We start from the raw sequence: 17,933 nt of genomic DNA, 5'->3' as shown, positions 1-17,933 counted from the left end.
CGAAGCCGCACGCCGGGGGCGCGATCACGTGCGTCAGTACGAGCGCGCCACGATGGCGAGCGTACCGGGGGCGTCGTCCGTCTCCGGAACCGACCCGTCCGCGGCGATCAGGCAGCGTACGGAGACGGCCTGCTCGGCCAGCTTGGCCTCGCCCTCGGGGCCCAGGTCGGCCCACGGGATGCGCGCCCAGCCGCCGGCGACGGCGGCCTCGGCGGCCTCCTCGATGGTCGAGACGTCCGACGTACGGGCCTCACGGCGCTCGCGGGACTCGCGCAGCAGCTGCGCCTGGTCCTCGTCGAGGACCTTGGGCAGCAGGTCGGCGAGGGCGTCGATCTGCACCGGGGTCTTCCCGCCCGGGATCCGGCGGGCCAGCATCGCGGTGCCGGCCTCCAGGTCTCGGGGGCCGATCTCGATGCGGACCGGTACGCCCTTGAGCTCCCAGTCCACGGCGCGGCGGCCGAAGGGGGTGTCGACGCGGTCGTCGACCTGGACGCGGATGCCGGCGGCCTTCAGCTGCGCACCCAGCTCGCGGACCTTCGCCACGGCCTCGTCGCCCTTGATCGCCATGACGACGACCTGGACGTGCGCCAGGCGCGGCGGGACGCGCAGGCCGTTGTCGTCGCCGTGGGACATGATCAGGCCGCCGACCATGCGGGTCGAGACGCCCCACGAGGTCTGCCAGACAAGCTCCTGCTTGCCTTCCTTCGACAGGTACTGGGTGTTGAAGGCCTTGGCGAAGTTGGTGCCGAGCTCGTGGCTCGTGCCCAGCTGGAGCGCCTTGCCGTCACCCATCATGCCTTCGAGGGTGAGGGTGTTGATGGCGCCGGCGAAGCGCTCCTTGGCGGTCTTGCGGCCGAGCACGACGTCGATGCCGAGCACGTTCGTCATGAAGTCGCCGTAGACGTCGCGGTGGATGCGGGCGGCGTAGTCGCGGGCGTCCTCGTACGTCGCGTGGGCGGTGTGGCCCTCCTGCCAGAGGAACTCGCTCGTACGGAGGAACACGCGGGGGCGCATCTCCCAGCGGACCACGTTGGCCCACTGGTTGATCAGCAGGGGCAGGTCCCGGTAGCTCTGGACCCACTTGGAGAAGTAGTCGTTGATGATCGTCTCGGAGGTGGGCCGGACGACGACCGGCTCCTCCAGCTCCTTGCCGCCGCCGTGGGTGACGACCGCGAGCTCGGGGGCGAAGCCCTCGACGTGCTCGGCTTCCTTCGTCAGGTACGACTGCGGGATGAACAGCGGGAAGTAGGCGTTCTGCGCACCCGCGTCCTTGATGCGGGCGTCCATCTCCTGCTGCATCCGCTCCCACAGGCCGTAGCCGTACGGTCGGATGACCATGGTGCCGCGGACCGGACCGTTGTCGGCCAGCTCGGCCTTGTTGATCAGATCCTGGTACCAGCGGGGGAAATCCTCCGCCTGCGGGGTGAGAACGGGTGCCTTTGCCATGGCGCGAATGGTACGGCGCCGGGCGCACCGAGCGTGAATCGGGTGGCGCACTCCTCTGGACGCGGGGGCGAATGGGGAGTTCCCTGGCAACGGGGGCAAGGGGGCGAGACGGAATCAGGAGCGCTCTTTCGATGACACCGACGCCGACGGCGACGCTCGTCGCCCGGGACTGGGCGGAGATCCAGGAACGGATGCTGGTACCGCTGTACGAGGCGGTCTACGACCGGCTGGAGGTCGGGCCGGGCGACCGGCTGCTGGGCCTCGGCTGCGGGGCCGGGCTGCCCCTGCTGCTGGCCGCGGGCCGGGGCGCCGCCGCCACGGGCGTGGAGGCGGATCCGGCCCGCCGGGCGCTGGCCCGGGAGCGGCTGCTGGAGGTGGTGGCGGCTCCCCCGGTGCCCGCCGCGCGGCCCTACGACGTGCTGCTGGCGCTCTCGCCGGGGCCGGGCGCCCTGGCGCAGGCCCTGCCGGCGGTCCGGCGGGGCGGCGCGGTGGTACTGGCCGACTGGGGTCCGGCGGAGCGCTGCACGGTCCCGGCGGTGCTGGGCGGCGGCCCGGCGGCCCGGGACCTGGACGAGCTGGTGGCGGAGGCGGGCCTGGTGCCGGACGGGTCGGGGCGGGTGTTCTGCCCGTTCGGGTACGCGGACGTGGACAGCGCCGTACGGGGTCTGCTGTCGACGGGGCTCTACGACGCGGCGGCCGATCCCGCGCTGGCGGAGAAGGAGCTGTCCGAGGCGCTTCACCCGTACGAGCGGAGCGACGGAGCCGTCTGGCTGCCGAACATCTTCCGCTACGTCGTCGCCCGGGTCGCCTGACGGCCGGCCGCCGGGCGGCCCTCGGGCCACCCGGCGCTACTTCTCCAGTCGGGGGATCCCGGCCGCGGCGTACGCCGCCTTCTCGTCCAGGGTCTCGTGGGCGAGCAGGGCCTCCGCCAGGGCGTCGAGCCGCGGACGGTGCTCGCGCAGGACGCGGCAGGCCTCCTCGTAGCACTCGTCGACGATCCGGCGCATCTCGTGGTCGACGGCGTCGAGGGTGGCGGGTGCGGCGGCGAGGCCGTAGGGGCTCTGGCCGTCGGAGGGGATGGCGGTCAGGCGTCCGACGCGTTCGCTCATGCCCCAGCGGCCGGCCATGCCGCGGGCGATGCCGGTGACCTGTTCCAGGTCGCTCTCGGAGCCCGTGGTGATGACGTCGTAGACGACGTGCTCGGCGGCCATGCCGCCCAGGGCGCCGATGATCCGGCCGCGGAGGTACTCCTCGGTGTAGGCGTACCGGTCGGCGTCCGGGGCCGAGAGGGTGACGCCGAGGGCGCGTCCGCGGGGGACGATGGTGATCTTGCGGACGGGGTCGGCGCCGGGGCGGAGCATGCCGAGCAGGGCGTGCCCGCTCTCGTGGTACGCGGTGCGGCGGCGCTCCTCGTCGGGCATCACCAGGGACCGTTCCGCACCCAGCTGGATCTTCTCCAGGGCCTCGGACAGGTCGGCCGGGGTCACCTGGTCGCGTCGGCGTTTGACGGCCAGCAGAGCGGCCTCGTTGGCGAGGTTGGCGAGTTCGGCGCCCGTCATGCCCGGGGTGGTCCGGGCCACCCGGACCAGGTCCACGTCGGGGGCGAGCGGGATGTCGCGGGTGTGGATGCGCAGGATGGCCGCCCGGCCGTCCCGGTCGGGCGGGGAGACGACCACCGTGCGGTCGAAGCGGCCGGGGCGGGTCAGTGCCGGGTCCAGGACGTCGGCCCGGTTGGTGGCTGCCAGCACGATCACGCCCTCGGTGCCGGAGAAGCCGTCCATCTCGGTGAGGATCTGGTTCAGGGTCTGTTCGCGTTCGTCGTGGCCGCCCATGCCGGCCCCGGCTCCCCGGGCCCGGCCGATGGTGTCGATCTCGTCGATGAAGATGATCGCGGGGGCCACCTTGCGCGCCTCCGCGAACAGTTCGCGCACCCGTGAGGCGCCCACGCCGACGATCATCTCGATGAACTCGGAGGCGGAGGCGGAGAAGAAGGGCACGCCCGCCTCGCCGGCGACGGCCCGTGCCAGCAGGGTCTTGCCGGTGCCGGGCGGGCCGGACAGCAGGACGCCGCGCGGCATCCGGGCGCCCATCCGGCGGTACTGTCCGGGGTTCTTCAGGAAGTCGACGACGTCGTTCAGCTCGCCCTCGACCTCGTCGATGCCCGCCACGTCCTCGAAAGTGGTGCGCTTGACGCCCGCCAGCTCCACGGGTTTGGGCGGGGCCTTGCGGCCCAGGGCGCCCATGCCGCCGCCCATCCCCGAGCCCATCCGCCGGGCGATGACCACCCACAGGAGGATCAGGAGCAGCATGGGGGCGAGGGAGAGCAGCAGGTTGGCGAGGAAGCTGCGCTGTTCGACGACGGGTGAGGCGGTCACGGTCACGTTGTGCTGGGTGAGGTTGGCCCACAGCTGGTCGTCGGCGAACGCGGGGCGCTGGGTGGTGAACTTGGTGTAGTCGCCCTTGCCGCCGGGGAGCGGCTGCGCGGCCTTGAGCTCGCCCTGGATGGCGTCGCCCTTGGAGTAGATCTTCGAGACGTTGCCCGCGGCGACCTGCTTGCTGAACTCCGTGTACGAGACGACCGGCTCGTCGCCCTCGTTGAAGAAGGACAGGACCAGGTTGGCGATCAGGTAGACGATCAGCGCGGTGAGGATCAGCCCGCGCCAGCCGCCGGGCATCCGCTTCCTGGGCGGCGGCGCGGGCGGGGCGCCTTCCGAGCGCCAGGGGGTGTCGGCCCGGTCGCGCGGCGGTACGGGGGTGGCGCTGGGCACGGGGGCCTCCTTTTGCCGTCCTCCCGGCCGACCTTAGGCGACAAACAAGACATATGCCCCCGCGGGAAACGGGAGGGCCCCGGCCGTGCGTGCACGGCCGGGGCCCTCTTCGCGTACCGGGTGCGCCGGTGCCGGTCCTACTTCATGAACTTCTTGAACTCGTCCGGCAGGTCGAAGTCCTGACCGCCCTGGCCGCCCGTGGGGAGCCCGAACGGGTTGCCGGCGGCGGCGGGCTCGGTCGCCTGCGGGCCCTGCTCGCGCCGGGCCGCGGCCGCGGCCTCCTCTTCCTTGCGCTTCATCGGGTTGCCGCTCTTGCGCTTGCCCTTGGCCTGCTTGACCTGCTTCTTCTGCCGGCCGGGGCCACCGCCCATCCCGGGGATGCCGGGCATGCCCGGCATGCCGCCGCCCTGGGCCATGCGGGACATCATCTTGCGGGCCTCGAAGAACCGCTCGACCAGCGACTTGACGGCGCTGACCTCGACGCCGGAGCCCTTGGCGATACGGGCGCGGCGGGAGCCGTTGATGATGTGCGGGTCCTGGCGCTCGGCCGGGGTCATCGACTTGATGATCGCGGCGGTGCGGTCCACGTCGCGCTCGTCGATGTTGTTGATCTGGTCCTTGATCTGGCCCATGCCCGGCAGCATGCCCAGGAGCTTGGAGATGGAGCCCATCTTGCGGACCTGCTCCATCTGGGCCAGGAAGTCGTCGAGCGTGAACTCCTTGGGACCCTTGGCGAGCTTGGCCGCCATCTTCTCGGCCTCGGCCTGCGAGAAGGTCTTCTCGGCCTGCTCGATGAGGGTGAGCATGTCACCCATGTCGAGGATCCGGCCCGCCATGCGGTCGGGGTGGAAGGCGTCGAACTCGTCGAGCTTCTCGCCGTTCGAGGCGAACATGATCTGCTTGCCGGTGACGTGCGCGATGGAGAGCGCGGCACCACCGCGGGCGTCGCCGTCGAGCTTGGACAGCACCACGCCGTCGAAGCCGACGCCGTCGCGGAAGGCCTCCGCGGTGTTGACCGCGTCCTGGCCGATCATCGCGTCGACGACGAAGAGGATCTCGTCGGGACTGACGGCGTCGCGGATGTCCGCGGCCTGCTGCATCAGCTCCTGGTCGATGCCGAGGCGGCCGGCGGTGTCGACGATGACGATGTCGTGCTGCTTGGTACGGGCGTACTCGACGGAGTCCTTGGCCACCTGGACCGGGTCCCCGACGCCGTTGCCGGGCTGCGGCGCGTAGACGGCGACACCGGCGCGCTCGGCGACCACGGAGAGCTGGTTGACGGCGTTGGGGCGCTGGAGGTCGCACGCGACGAGGAGCGGGGTGTGGCCCTGCCCCTTGAGCCAGAGGCCGAGCTTTCCGGCGAGGGTGGTCTTACCGGCACCCTGGAGACCGGCCAGCATGATCACGGTGGGCGCGGTCTTGGCGAAGCGCAGGCGGCGGGTCTCGCCGCCGAGGATGGAGACCAGCTCGTCGTTGACGATCTTCAGGACCTGCTGGCCGGGGTTCAGCGCCTTGCTGACCTCCTCGCCACGGGCCCTTTCCTTGACGTTCGCGATGAAGGAGCGGACGACGGGAAGCGCGACGTCGGCCTCGAGGAGGGCGATACGGATTTCCCGCGCCGCAGCGTCGATGTCCTGCTCGGAGAGGCGGCCTTTGCCCCGGAGGGACTTGAAGGTCGCGCTGAGGCGGTCGGAAAGCGTATCGAACACGGTGGTCGCGATTCCTCGGGTCGGGGGCGTGGTGGTCGTCCCCCAGGGTATCGGGCCACGCCGCCTGCCCGGCCCTGCGGGAGGCAATCCCGTGCCCGCCCCCGCCCCGGCTCGCCGTGGGCGGACCCGGGGAAGCCGGACGGGAGCGGGGACGGGGTCTAGGACAGGGCCGTCTCCACCGCCGCCGCCAGGTCGGCGGCGTCGGCCCGGGACAGGGGTTTGCCGTCGGTGTCGACCACGTACAGGGTGTCCACCGCGTTGGCGCCCAGCGTCGAGACGTGGGCGCTGCGCACCCGGACCCCGCGGGACTCCAGCGCGTGCCCGATGCGGTGCAGCAGCCCCACCGCGTCGGGCGCCCGCACCTCCAGCACGGTGGCCAGCGAGGAGACGTCGGGGACGACGGTGACCCGGGGCGGCGGCGGGACCACCCCGCGCCGCCTCGGGTACGCCGCCTCGCGGTCCGCCAGCCGCGCCGGTACGTCCAGCGAGCCGTCCAGCGCCCGGACCAGGTCGGTCCGCAGCCGGGCTGCCTCCGGCAGGGCCCCGTACTCGGCGGCCACCCGCCAGCGCAGCACCAGGGCCTCCCCCAGCCGGTCCGGCAGATCCAGGAAGCGCAGCTCGGCCGCCCGCACGGTCAGCCGGTGCAGCGCCAGGACCCCGGCCGCCGCCGGGAGCACCCCCGGCTGGTCGGGGACGGCGACGACGAGCTCGACCCCGACGGCTTCGTCCTCCTCCCGGCGCGCGTGCAGCGCGAGCACCGGCTCCCCGGTGCGCAGGGCCTCCACCGCCAGGCGTTCCTGCTCGGTGGTCGGGATCTCCAGCTCGGTGGCGGCGGGCGGGGAACCGCTGAGGACGGCGGCGACCCGGGCCGCGAGGTCGGCCACGAGGGAGCCCCGCCAGGTGCTCCAGGCGGCGGGGCCCGTCGCGAGCGCGTCGGCCTCGGTGAGGGCGTGCAGGATCTCCAGGGTGCCCGTCGAGCCGACGGCCGCCGCGACGGCCTTCACGGTGGCGGGGTCGTCGAGGTCGCGCCGGGTGGCGGTGTCGACCAGCAGCAGGTGGTGGCGCACGAGGGTGCCGAGCACGGCGACGTCCTCGGGGTCGAAGCCCACCCGGGTGGCCATGTCGCGGGCGATGGTCTCGCCGGCCACGGAGTGGTCCCCGGGCCAGCCCTTGCCGATGTCGTGCAGCAGGGCCGCCATGAGCAGCAGGTCGGGGCGGCTCACCCGGCGGGTCAGCGCCGAGGCCCGCACGGCCGTCTCGATCAGGTGCCGGTCCACCGTCCAGGTGTGCACGGGGTTGCGCTGGGGCCGGCAGCGCACCCGCTCCCAGTCGGGGAGCAGCCGGGTGATCAGTCCCTCGGCCTCCAGCGCCTCCCAGACGGCCACCGTCGGCTCCCCGGCGCCCAGCAGGGTGAGCAGCTGTTCCCGGGCCTCCGCCGGCCAGGGCACGGGCAGCGGCCGGGCCCGGTCCGCGAGGCGGCGTACGGCGTGCAGCGAGACGGGCAGGCCCGCCTGGGCGGCGGCCGCGCCGAAGCGCAGCGGCAGGACGGGGTCCCTCTCGGGCCGGGCGGCCAGGGCCAGCACGGCCTCCCCGTCGGACTCCACGACGCCCTCGGCCAGCGGTGCCCGTTCGGCGGCGGGCGCGCCGCGGGTGCCGAGGAGTCCGCGCAGCCGGGGCCGGGCGGTCCGGGCCCGCAGTACCCGGCCGACCTCGCGCCAGGTGACGTCGCCCGCGTAGGAGATCACCCGGGCGGCCTCGTACACCTCGCGGAGCAGGGCGTCGGCGTCGAGCAGCCCCAGCCGGGCGGCGACCTGGGGCTGCTCCTGGAGGGAGAGCCGGTCGGTGGCCCGGCCGGTGACCAGGTGCAGCGCGTCCCGGGCGTCGAGCAGCCGGCGGCGGGCGTCGGCCAGTCCCTCGCGCGGGGCGTCGGCCAGCCAGGACGCGGCGACGGCGCGCAGGGCGGTGGCGTCGCGCAGTCCGCCGCGGGCCTCCTTCAGGTCGGGTTCCAGCAGGAAGCGCAGCTCCCCGGCCCGCTCGGCGCGTTCCCGGCACAGGTCGCGCAGCTGCGGGAGCCGTTTGACGGCCTGGTTGCGCCAGTCGGCCAGGACCGAGGTGCGCAGCCCCGCGAGCAGCCCGGCGTCCCCGGCGACGAGCCGTGCGTCCAGCAGGCCGAGGTGGGCCTTGAGGTCCTCGGCGGCGGTCTTGCGTGCCTCGCCCGGGGTGCGCACCGAGTGGTCCAGGGCCAGGCCGAGGTCCCACACGGGGTACCAGAGGCGGTCGGCGAGCGCACCGAGCGCGCGGGGTTCCGCCTTGCCGTCGTGGAGCAGCAGTAGGTCGAGATCGCTGCGCGGGGAGAGTTCCGCCCGGCCGTAGCCGCCGACGGCGACGAGGGCGGCGCCCCGTACGCCGGTCTCCCGCGTGGCCGCCGCGAACAGCGCGGACAGCCAGTGGTCGGACAGCGCGGACAGCGCGGAACGCCGCGAGGGCCCGGACCGCGATTCCTCCTGGAGGAGTCGCAGCCGGGCCGCGGCGTACCCGCTGGGTCCCGAGCCGTCCGGGCGGTCGTCGCCGGTGCCGTCGGTGGTCTCTTCGACGCTCGTCACCCGGGAGCTCCCGTCACCTAGAGCGCGTCAGCGCCGCGCTCGCCGGTGCGGACCCGTACGACCGAGTCCACGGGGACGCTCCACACCTTGCCGTCGCCGATCTTGTCGGTGCGGGCCGCCCGTACGACGACGTCGATCACGTCCTCGGCGTCCACGTCGTCGACGAGCACCTCGATGCGGATCTTCGGTACGAGGTCCACGGTGTACTCGGCGCCCCGGTAGACCTCGGTGTGGCCGCGCTGGCGGCCGTAGCCGCTGGCCTCGGAGACGGTGAGCCCCTGGACTCCGAAGGCCTGGAGGGCTTCCTTGATCTCGTCCAGCTTGTAGGGCTTGACGATCGCGGTGATCAGCTTCATGCGTCGACCTTCTTGCTCGCTGCGGCAACGGGGGCGGGGGCCGCGGCGGCGCGGGAGGAGATCCCGCCGCCGGCCCCGCTGAAGTCGTAGGCGGTCTCGGCGTGCTCGCTCTGGTCGATGCCCGAGACCTCCACGTCCTCGGATACCCGCATCCCGATGGTCTTGTCGAGGAGGAACGCCAGGACGGCGGAGACCACGAGGGAGTAGGCGAGGACGGAGAAGACGCCGACGGCCTGCTTGCCGAGCTGGGCCAGGCCGCCGCCGTAGAAGAGGCCGGCCGCGTCGGACTGGACCCCGCCGGTGGCGAAGAGGCCGACCAGGAGGGAGCCGGCGATGCCGCCGACGAGGTGGACGCCGACGACGTCGAGGGAGTCGTCGTAGCCGAACCGGTACTTCAGGCCCACGGCCATGGCGCACAGCACACCGGCGATGGCGCCGATGGCGATCGCGCCGAGCGGGGAGCAGGAGCCTCCGGAGGGGGTGATGGCGACGAGGCCGGCGACCGCGCCGGAGGCGGCACCGAGGGTGGTGAAGGAGCCGTGGCGCAGCTTCTCGTAGCCGAGCCAGGCGAGCATCGCGGCGGCGGTGGCGACCTGGGTGTTGACGAACATGACCGCGCCGACGCCGTCGTCGTTGCCGAGCCAGGATCCGGCGTTGAAGCCGAACCAGCCGAACCACAGCAGGCCGGCGCCGAGCATCACGAGGGGGAGGCTGTGCGGGCGCATCGGGTCCCGCTTGAAGCCGACGCGCTTGCCGATGACGAGGATGACGCCGAGGGCCGCGGCGCCGGCGTTGATGTGGACGGCGGTGCCGCCCGCGAAGTCGATGACGCCGAGCTCGAAGAGCCAGCCGCCGGTGCCCCAGACCCAGTGGGCGACGGGGAAGTAGACGACGGTGACCCACAGGGCGGAGAACAGCACCCAGGCGCTGAACTTCACGCGGTCGGCGAGGGCGCCGCTGATCAGGGCCGGGGTGATGACGGCGAACATCAGCTGGAAGACGGCGAAGACGTAGACCGGGATGGTGTAGCCGTCCCACAGCTCGGTGATGCCGATGCCGCTGAGGCCGACGTAGTCGGAGTTCCAGCCGATGAGCGAGCCGGAGTCGGTGCCGAAGGCGAGGCTGAAGCCGAAGAGGACCCACAGGATCGTGACGATCCCGAGGCTGATGAAGCTCATCATCAGCATGTTGAGGCTGCTCTTGACGCGGACCATGCCTCCGTAGAAGAAGGCGAGTCCCGGGGTCATCAGCATGACCAGGGCGGAGCAGATGAGCATGAACCCGGTGTTCGCGGCAGAGAGCGTCGGGGCGTCTGCCGCGAGGGTCGTGATGGCTGATGCCATCGGCGTCTCCTCGTCGTCGGTACGTTCGCGTGCGGGCGAGCGTGAAAACCTGAGCGGCGCAAGGCGTAGGCCGGGGGGCTGGCCTGGGGACTGGCCGGTTATTGGCCCTGAGATTCGCGCAGGCCGGTTTCCGGCGGCGCCGCTGGGTGTTTCGCCCCGATGACGAAGAGGTCGGGCGTGTTACGCGTCAATGAACAGAACTCGAAGGGCCCTGGATCGGTGGGGAGGGCTAGACCGCCTCGGCGGCCTCGGGAAGCCGGGACGCGAGGAGGTCGGTGAGCCGGACCACCTCGGCCACGTCGCCGTATTCACGGGCGGCGCTGTCCACGGTCTTGCGGAGCCGGGTGTTCACCCGTTCGGAGCGCACCTTTCGCGCCACGTCGAGGGCGCGGTCCACGAGGACGGTGGCCTGCTCGGGTTCCTTCTGGAGCAGGTGGACGGTGGCCATGCCGATGAGGTTCAGGGCGTACGAGCGCTGGTGTTCGTCGTCCTTGGAGAACAGCTCGACGGCCCGTGCCATGACCGGTTCGGCGAGGGAGGCGTACGTGGGGCTGCGCCCGGCGACGTAGGCCAGGTCCCGGAACGAGTGGGAGTTCTCGCCGTTGAGCTCGGCCTCGGAGAAGAAGCGGATCCAGTCGGGCTCGGGCTCGCCGTCGAAGCCGACGTCGGAGAAGGTGTCCTCGGCCATCCGCACGGCCCGCTTGCAGCGGCTCGGCTGGCCCATGTTGGCGTAGGCGCGGGCCTCCATCGCATACAGCATGGCCTGGGTGCGCGGTCCGGCGCAGTCGCGGCTGCCGTACTGGGCGAGGTGGACGAGCTCCAGTGCGTCCTCGGGGCGGCCCAGGTGGATCATCTGGCGGCTCATGCTGGAGAGGATGTACGAGCCGAGCGGCTTGTCGCCGCCCTCCTTCGCGGCGTGCAGCGCGAGGACGAAGTACTTCTGGGCGGTCGGGTGCAGGCCGATGTCGTAGCTCATCCAGCCGGCGAGTTCGGAGAGTTCGGCGGCCACCTTGAAGAGCCGCTTCATGACCGGGGCCGGGTGGTTCTCCTGGAGCAGGTCGGTGACCTCGTGGAGCTGTCCGACCACGGCCTTGCGGCGCAGTCCGCCACCGCACTGGGCGTCCCACTGGCGGAACATCACGGTGGTGGCTTCGAGGAGGCCCAGCTCCGGTTCGGTCAGCCTGGGGGGCCGCTGCCCGGGGCTCCGGCCCGCGGAGCCGCCGTCGGCGCGCGCGCCGGGGTCGGCGGCCGGGGACGGGACGAGCCAGCGCTGCATGGGCTCGATGAGGGCGGGGCCGGCGGAGAGGGCGAGCGAGGTCCCGAGGAAGCCCCGGCGGGCCAGCATGAGGTCGCTGCGGGAGAACTCGCTGAGCAGTTCCACGGTCTGCGGGCCCGCCCAGGGCAGGTCGACGCCGGAGACGGAGGGGGTCTGGTGGGCGGTGCGCAGGCCCAGCTGCTCGATGGCGACGACGGAGCCGAACCGCTCGGAGAACAGCTCGGAGAGGATGCGGGGCACGGGCTCACGGGGCTGTTCGCCGTCGAGCCAGCGGCGCACCCGGGAGGTGTCGGTGCTGATGTGGTGGGCGCCCATCTGCCGGGCGCGGCGGTTCACCTGGCGGGCGAGTTCGCCCTTGGACCAGCCGCTGCGGACGAACCACGAGGTCAGCTGGACGTTCCTGTCCTCGGCGGCATCGCCACTCGTTCCGCTTGCGCCGCTGCCGCTCACTGGAACGCCCCCATCCGCATCGCTTCTTCAGCACAAACCCTGGCCGGGGCGGGCACCGCCGCCTGGGACCTTCACAGGTCCTCCACAGTTTGCCTCCGGCATACCCACGAACGGGCTCGCCTTTCGGGTTCGTGCACCGAAAGTAATCCTACGATCACCCCTGCCGCGAGGTCGATCCCGGAAACGCCACCATTCGCCACCCCTTCGAATGAACTCCCCACCGGCCAGGCGCGATTCACTTGACACCACGGCGAAACAGAACGGTTGGACGGGAGTGCGCAGGGGGCGCGCGCGGCGAGGAGTGCGCCGGGCGGGCCCCGGTGGAAGGCGTACCGCCCCCGCCCGGCCGACCGGTCCCGCGGACGTCGTAACCACCGGCGCGTCCGACCCGTTGGAGGGGGCATGGGCATGGGCTTCACGATCGGCGGCAGCCGCGGCACCAAGGAGTTCCGTTCCGGTGTCCGGCGCCGCGGCCGGACCTCGGAGTGCACGACCGTGGCGGAGTACACGGGACTGTGGGGCTGGGACGCCGTTCCCGGCGCCCGCGCCGCGGCTCCGGCCCGGGACTGCTCCTGCGGCCGTACGGACTGCGTCGCGCCGGGCGCGCATCCGCTGGACTTCGCTCCCACCGTCCCCGGGGGCGCCACCCTGGACGAGGTCACCGAGATCTGGGGCGAGTACCCCGGCGCGGCGATCCTGCTGCCCGTGGGCCGCGCCTTCGACCTGATCGAGGTCTCGGCGGAGGCCGGGCGGCGGGCACTGGTCCGGATGGAACGCATGGGCCTTCCGCTGGGGCCCGTCACGGTGACCCCCGACGGCCGCGCGCAGTTCTTCGTCGCCCCGGGCGCCGCCGCCGAGCTCCCTCAGCTGCTGTACCGGATGGGCTGGGACGACGCCGATCTGGACCTGCGGGCCCTGGGCCACGGAGCCTTCCTGACCGCCCCGCCCAGCGACCACGGGGGCCTGGGCCCGGCCGGCTGGCTGCGCCGGCCCGCGCTGGACTGCGCGGGCGGTCCGCCGCAGGCCCGCCTGCTGCTGGGCACCCTGGCCTACACCTGCCACCGCTTCCGGCGCTGAGCCCCCCGCGGACGCCGGTGCCCCCGCATCCGGAGCGGATGCGGGGGCACCTGTACGCGTGACGGGACCGGTCCTCAGTCGCCGATCAGGGCGTCCACGAAGGCTTCCGGCTCGAAGGGTGCCAGGTCGTCCGGGCCCTCTCCGAGGCCCACGAGCTTGACCGGGACGCCCAGCTCGCGCTGGACGGCGACGACGATGCCGCCCTTGGCGGTGCCGTCCAGCTTGGTCAGCACGATGCCGGTGATGTCCACGACCTCGGCGAAGACGCGCGCCTGGGTCAGGCCGTTCTGGCCGGTGGTGGCGTCGAGGACCAGCAGGACCTCGTCCAGCGGGCCGTGCTTCTCGACGACGCGCTTGACCTTGCCGAGCTCGTCCATGAGACCGGTCTTGGTGTGCAGGCGGCCGGCGGTGTCGATGAGGACCACGTCCGCGCCCTCGGCGATGCCCTCCTTGACCGCGTCGTAGGCGATCGAGGCGGGGTCGCCGCCCTCGGGACCGCGCACGGTGCGCGCCCCGACCCGCTCGCCCCAGGTCTGCAGCTGGTCGGCGGCGGCGGCGCGGAAGGTGTCGGCGGCGCCGAGCACCACGCTGCGGCCGTCGGCGACGAGCACACGGGCCAGCTTGCCGGTGGTGGTGGTCTTGCCGGTGCCGTTGACCCCCACGACCATGACGACGCCGGGGGTGTCCACGCCGCTCTCGGTCTTCACGGCGCGGTCGAAGTCGGTGCCGACCAGGGTCAGCAGCTCCTCCTTCAGCAGCGCGCGCAGGTCGGCGGGGGTACGGGTGCCGAGCACCTTGACCCGCTCCCGGAGCCGGTCCACCAGCTCCTGGGTCGGCACGACGCCGACGTCGGCGATGAGGAGGGTCTCCTCGATCTCCTCCCAGGTGTCCTCGTCGAGGTGCTCGCGCGAGAGCAGCGTGAGCAGCCCCTTGCCGAGCGAGTTCTGGGAACGGGCGAGCCGTGCGCGCAGCCGGACCAGGCGGCCGGCGGTGGGCTCGGGCACCTCGATCTCGGGTGCGGCCGGGGCCTCGGGCTCCGCCGCCGGCGCCTCGACCGGAGCCTCGGCCTCCGCCGTCGGGAGGCCGACCTCCTCGATGGTGCGGCGCGGCTCTTCCGCCGTCTCTACGGCGTCCTCCCCCACCTGCGGTTCGGCAGGCGGGGCAGTGATGGTCGGCGTGCTCTGCGGCGCCGTGGGGGGCAGCTGCTTCTTCTTGCGGCTGCTGACCACGAGCCCGCTGATCACACCGACCGCGACCAGGGCGATGACTACAGCAAGGATCAGGATTTCCATAACCACCCCAGTATCGGCCACGGGTCGCCCGGGGCCCCGGACCTTGGGCGTTCCCACCGGAGCCGAAAGCCGCCGTTTGGGGTTTTAACGCCACATCTACGATGATGGACGACTTGCCCCATGCCCCGCCCCCAGGGAGTACCGCGTGCCTGCCGAAGAGACCGCCGTCGACGGCGCCGTCGAGAGCCGGGGCCTGGAACCCGTACCCGACGGCGAACGCGACGGCCGGGTCCGCGAGCTCTTCCCCACCTGGGTCGCCGCCAACATCAGCGTGCTGCTGCTCACCATGGGCGCGGGCCTGGTGATCTTCAACAAGCTCAACATCTGGCAGGTGCTGGTCGTCGCGGTCGCCGCGCCCGTCGTGTCGTACGGCATGGTCGGCCTGATATCCATCGCCGGAAAGCGCGGCGGGGCCCCGGGCATGGCGCTGTCGAGGGCCGTCTTCGGCCAGCGCGGCAACCTCTTCCCCGGCGCCCTGATCTGGGTGGCCCGATGGGGCTGGGAGACCATCAACGCGGTCAGCGGCGCCTACGCCGTCCTGACCGTCCTCGACCTGCTCTTCGGCGTGAAGAGCAACACCCCGCTGATCGTGGTCACCCTCCTCTTCTTCGTGGGCTGCACCTTCGTGGTCTCGGGGCTCGGCATCAACGCGCTGCGCGTCTGCTCGACGTGGTCGACGTACCTCTTCGGCGCGTTCAGCGTGCTGGTCCTCGGCTACCTGCTCGTCACCACGGACTGGTCCGCCGTCTTCGCCAAGCCGGCCGGCTCCACGGCGATGATGGTCGCGGGCATCGGCACCATCGCGGCCGGCGGCATCAGCTGGGTCCCCTCGGGGCCGGACTTCACCCGCTACCTGCCCCGCACCGCCTCCTCCAAGGGCCTGGTCGGCGCGACGATCGGCGGCGCGGGCGTGGTCGTGCTGCCGATGGTGCTGATGGGCGCGGTGATGGCCGTCGGCACCCCGGACCTGGCGGGCGCCCAGGACCCGGTCTCCTTCATCGGCGAGCTGCTGCCGACCTGGATCGCGGTCCCGTACCTGCTCGTCGCCCTCGTCGGCATGCTGCTGATCAACTCGATGTCCATGTACTCCGCCGGCTTCACCGCGCAGACCCTGGGCATCAGGGTGCCGCGCGCCGCCGCGGTCAGCGTCAACGCCGTCATCAGCCTGGTCTTCGGCTTCCTGCTGATGGTGGTCGCGACCGGCTTCTTCGGTTCGTTCATCTCCTTCCTGACCCTGCTGGCCGTGGCCTTCTCCGCCTGGATCGGTGTCTTCGGCGTGGACATGCTGCGCCGCACGTCCTACGACGGCCCGGCACTGCTGGACACCACGCCGGGCAGCGCCTACTGGTACCGGGGCGGCTTCGCCTGGCAGGCCATGACGGCCTGGGGCGCGGCCCTGGTGGCCGGGCTGCTGTTCACCAGGGTGGACTGGTTCAGCGGGCCGCTCGCCTCCACCTGGATCGGGGAGAACGGCCTCGGCTGGGTGACCGGCATCCTGACCTCCGGCCTGCTCTACGCGGTACTGCCCCGCACTCCGGCCCCGGCCGTGCGGGCTCCCGCCGAGGAGCCCGAGCCCGTCGGATCCCTGTCCAACTGACGCTGCGTCAGCTACCGTCCCCCTTCGCCCGCCCACCCACCTCCGGCGAAGGGGGACTCCTCCATGCCCATCACCGTGGTCCGGTTCAATCTCGTCGACCCGCACGGCACCCCCGAGACCCTCTCGGCCCGCTACCGGGCGGCCCTGGAGATGGCGAAGTACGCGGACGACCGCGGGATCGACACCGTCCAGACCGAGGAGCACCACGGCACCGCCAACAACTGGATGCCGTCCCCCTTCGCCTTCGCGGGCGCCGTGTTCGGCGCCACCCGCCGGATCGCGGTCACCGTGTCGGCGATCATCGGCCCGCTCCACGACCCGCTCAGGGTCGCCGAGGACATCGCCGTACTGGACCTGATCGGCGGCGGCCGGCTGGTGACGGTGGCGGGCATCGGGTACCGGCCCGAGGAGTACGAGCAGCACGGCGTGGAGTGGGGCAGGCGCGGCCGGCTCCAGGACGAGCTGCTGGAGACCCTGCTGAAGGCCTGGACCGGCGAACCGTTCACCTTCCGCGGCCGGACCGTACGGGTGACCCCGCGCCCCTTCACCCGGCCGCACCCGCTGCTGCTGGTCGGGGGCAGCTCCGAGGCCGCGGCCCGGCGCGCCGCCCGGCTCGGGCTGCCGTTCTTCCCCAGCGCGCACCTGCCGGAGCTGGAGGAGTACTACCGGGCCCGGCTGGCGGAGTACGGCACGGAGGGGTTCTGCATGATGCCGGCGGCCGAGACCCCGCTGCTGCACGTCGCCGAGGACCCGGACCGGGTCTGGGCCGAGTACGGGGAGCACTTCCTGCACGAGGCGGCCACGTACGCCTCCTGGCAGTCCAAGGACATCCGCAGCGCCGTCAGGTCGGGCGCGCGCTCGGTGGAGGAGCTGCGCGCGGAGGGCGTGTACCGGGTCCTGACACCGGACGAGGCGGTGGCGTACGGGAGGGGCGCGGGCGAGGCGGGGAACCTGGTGCTGCACCCGCTGTGCGGGGGGATGCCCCTGGACGAGGGCAGGCGGAGCCTGCAGCTGCTGTGCGAACGGGTACTGCCCCGGCTCAAGGACTGAGCCGGGGCAGCGCCCGCGGAGGAAAGGGGTGGTGGCGGGGGATGGTTACCCCATCTCCTCCAACGCCTTGCCCTTGGTCTCCGGCACCCATTTGAGGATGAAGGGGATCGAGAGCAGGGCGAAGGCCGTGTAGATCAGGTAGGCGCCGGAGAGGTTCCAGTCCGAGAGGGTCGGGAACGACACCGTGATGACCCAGTTGGCGATCCACTGGGCGGAGGCGGCCACGCCCAGGGCCGCGGCGCGGATGCGGCCCGGGAACATCTCGCCGAGGAGCACCCAGACCACCACGCCCCAGGACAGGGCGAAGAAGAGGACGAAGCAGTTGGCCGCGATGAGGGCGACCAGCCCCTGGGTGTGGGGCAAGGCGATCTGGCCGCCGCTGGTGTCCTTGTAGGAGAAGGCCCAGGCGGCGCAGCCGAGGGAGACCGCCATGCCGGCGGAGCCGATGAGGGCCAGCGGCTTGCGGCCGATCCGGTCGACCAGCAGCATCGCGATCACCGTGCCGATGATGTTCACGACCGAGGTCTCGAAGGAGTACAGGAACGAGGAGCTCGGGTCGATGCCGACCGACTGCCACAGCGACGAGCTGTAGTAGAAGATCACGTTGATGCCGACGAGCTGCTGGAAGACCGACAGGCCGATGCCGACCCAGACGATGGGCAGGAAGCCGAAGCGGCCGCCGAGCAGGTCGGTGAACCTCGGCTTGTGCTCCGAGTGGATGGCGCTGTCGATCTCGTGGACCCGGGCGTCGGCGTCGATGTGCTCGCCCTCCACCTCGCGCAGCACCGTCTTGGCCTTCTCCATGCGGCCGACCGAGACGAGGAAGCGGGGGGACTCGGGGATCGCGAAGGACAGCAGGCCGTAGAGGACCGCCGGGACCACCATGACGCCGAGCATCCACTGCCAGGCTTCCAGGCCGCCGATCTCGCCGCGCTGGTCGCCGTCGGCGAGGTTGAGGATGCCCCA

At 72.4% G+C, this 17,933-nt stretch carries 13 protein-coding genes; 4 read left to right on the top strand and 9 right to left on the bottom strand.

All coding sequences use genetic code 11. The features are described 5' to 3' along the window. Positions 1 to 33: 33 nt before the first annotated feature. Positions 34 to 1,446 carry a proline--tRNA ligase gene (gene proS, locus ABZW32_RS25775; RefSeq protein ID WP_356219867.1) on the bottom strand — a complete coding sequence of 471 codons (1,413 nt, stop codon included), beginning with the start codon at positions 1,444 to 1,446 and terminating at the stop codon, positions 34 to 36. A 131-nt stretch (positions 1,447 to 1,577) separates the two neighbouring features. Here proS and ABZW32_RS25770 point away from each other — a divergent pair, with 131 nt between their 5' ends. Then, the gene (locus ABZW32_RS25770) at positions 1,578 to 2,258 is read left to right on the top strand and encodes a methyltransferase type 11 (RefSeq protein WP_356219864.1); all 681 of its coding nucleotides are present in this window, start codon (positions 1,578 to 1,580) and stop codon (positions 2,256 to 2,258) included. 36 nt (positions 2,259 to 2,294) lie between these two features. Here the strand turns inward: ABZW32_RS25770 and ftsH are convergent, their stop codons facing one another. The 6 genes from ftsH to ABZW32_RS25740 form a co-directional block, all read right to left on the bottom strand. Beyond that, on the bottom strand, positions 2,295 to 4,214 hold the full coding sequence (gene ftsH / locus ABZW32_RS25765) for an ATP-dependent zinc metalloprotease FtsH (RefSeq protein WP_356219862.1): 1,920 nt from the start codon (positions 4,212 to 4,214) through the stop codon (positions 2,295 to 2,297). A 137-nt stretch (positions 4,215 to 4,351) separates the two neighbouring features. Further along, positions 4,352 to 5,923, bottom strand: a complete 1,572-nt coding sequence (gene ffh, locus ABZW32_RS25760) for a signal recognition particle protein (RefSeq protein ID WP_356219859.1) — start codon at positions 5,921 to 5,923, stop codon at positions 4,352 to 4,354. 158 nt (positions 5,924 to 6,081) lie between these two features. Next, positions 6,082 to 8,526, bottom strand: coding sequence for a [protein-PII] uridylyltransferase (locus ABZW32_RS25755; protein WP_356219856.1), 2,445 nt, complete (start codon positions 8,524 to 8,526; stop codon positions 6,082 to 6,084). A 17-nt stretch (positions 8,527 to 8,543) separates the two neighbouring features. Further along, complete coding sequence (locus ABZW32_RS25750; RefSeq protein ID WP_030227390.1) at positions 8,544 to 8,882, bottom strand: P-II family nitrogen regulator; 339 nt, start codon at positions 8,880 to 8,882, stop codon at positions 8,544 to 8,546. After that, a complete protein-coding gene (locus ABZW32_RS25745; protein WP_356219853.1) occupies positions 8,879 to 10,225 on the bottom strand; it encodes an ammonium transporter in 1,347 nt (448 codons plus the stop codon). The genes ABZW32_RS25750 and ABZW32_RS25745 overlap by 4 nt, the downstream gene beginning before the upstream one ends. A 229-nt stretch (positions 10,226 to 10,454) precedes the next feature. Then, positions 10,455 to 11,951: a hypothetical protein gene (locus ABZW32_RS25740; protein WP_356219850.1), complete on the bottom strand. Its 1,497-nt coding sequence runs from the start codon at positions 11,949 to 11,951 to the stop codon at positions 10,455 to 10,457. Positions 11,952 to 12,359: 408 nt separating this feature from the next. Between ABZW32_RS25740 and ABZW32_RS25735 the strand changes: the two genes are divergently transcribed. Next, complete coding sequence (locus tag ABZW32_RS25735; protein WP_356219847.1) at positions 12,360 to 13,028, top strand: bifunctional DNA primase/polymerase; 669 nt, start codon at positions 12,360 to 12,362, stop codon at positions 13,026 to 13,028. A gap of 74 nt (positions 13,029 to 13,102) precedes the next feature. Here ABZW32_RS25735 and ftsY read toward each other — a convergent pair whose 3' ends face one another. Then, a complete protein-coding gene (ftsY, locus tag ABZW32_RS25730) occupies positions 13,103 to 14,320 on the bottom strand; it encodes a signal recognition particle-docking protein FtsY (protein ID WP_356219844.1) in 1,218 nt (405 codons plus the stop codon). A gap of 145 nt (positions 14,321 to 14,465) precedes the next feature. Between ftsY and ABZW32_RS25725 the strand changes: the two genes are divergently transcribed. Both ABZW32_RS25725 and ABZW32_RS25720 read left to right on the top strand, forming a co-directional pair. Beyond that, positions 14,466 to 15,917: a cytosine permease gene (locus tag ABZW32_RS25725; protein WP_356219841.1), complete on the top strand. Its 1,452-nt coding sequence runs from the start codon at positions 14,466 to 14,468 to the stop codon at positions 15,915 to 15,917. A 63-nt stretch (positions 15,918 to 15,980) separates the two neighbouring features. Beyond that, positions 15,981 to 16,967, top strand: a complete 987-nt coding sequence (locus tag ABZW32_RS25720; RefSeq protein ID WP_356219838.1) for an LLM class flavin-dependent oxidoreductase — start codon at positions 15,981 to 15,983, stop codon at positions 16,965 to 16,967. A gap of 45 nt (positions 16,968 to 17,012) precedes the next feature. On the opposite strand, the gene ABZW32_RS25715 is transcribed toward ABZW32_RS25720, so the two are convergent. Continuing rightward, the coding region (locus tag ABZW32_RS25715; protein WP_356219835.1) for an MFS transporter at positions 17,013 to 17,933 on the bottom strand (921 nt) is incomplete at its 5' end.

The sequence above is a fragment of the Streptomyces sp. NPDC004667 genome (assembly GCF_040609475.1).
Taxonomy (GTDB): Bacteria; Actinomycetota; Actinomycetes; order Streptomycetales; family Streptomycetaceae; genus Streptomyces.
Note: the sequence above shows the minus strand (reverse complement) of the source record. Positions and strands in the feature narration are given on the sequence as shown.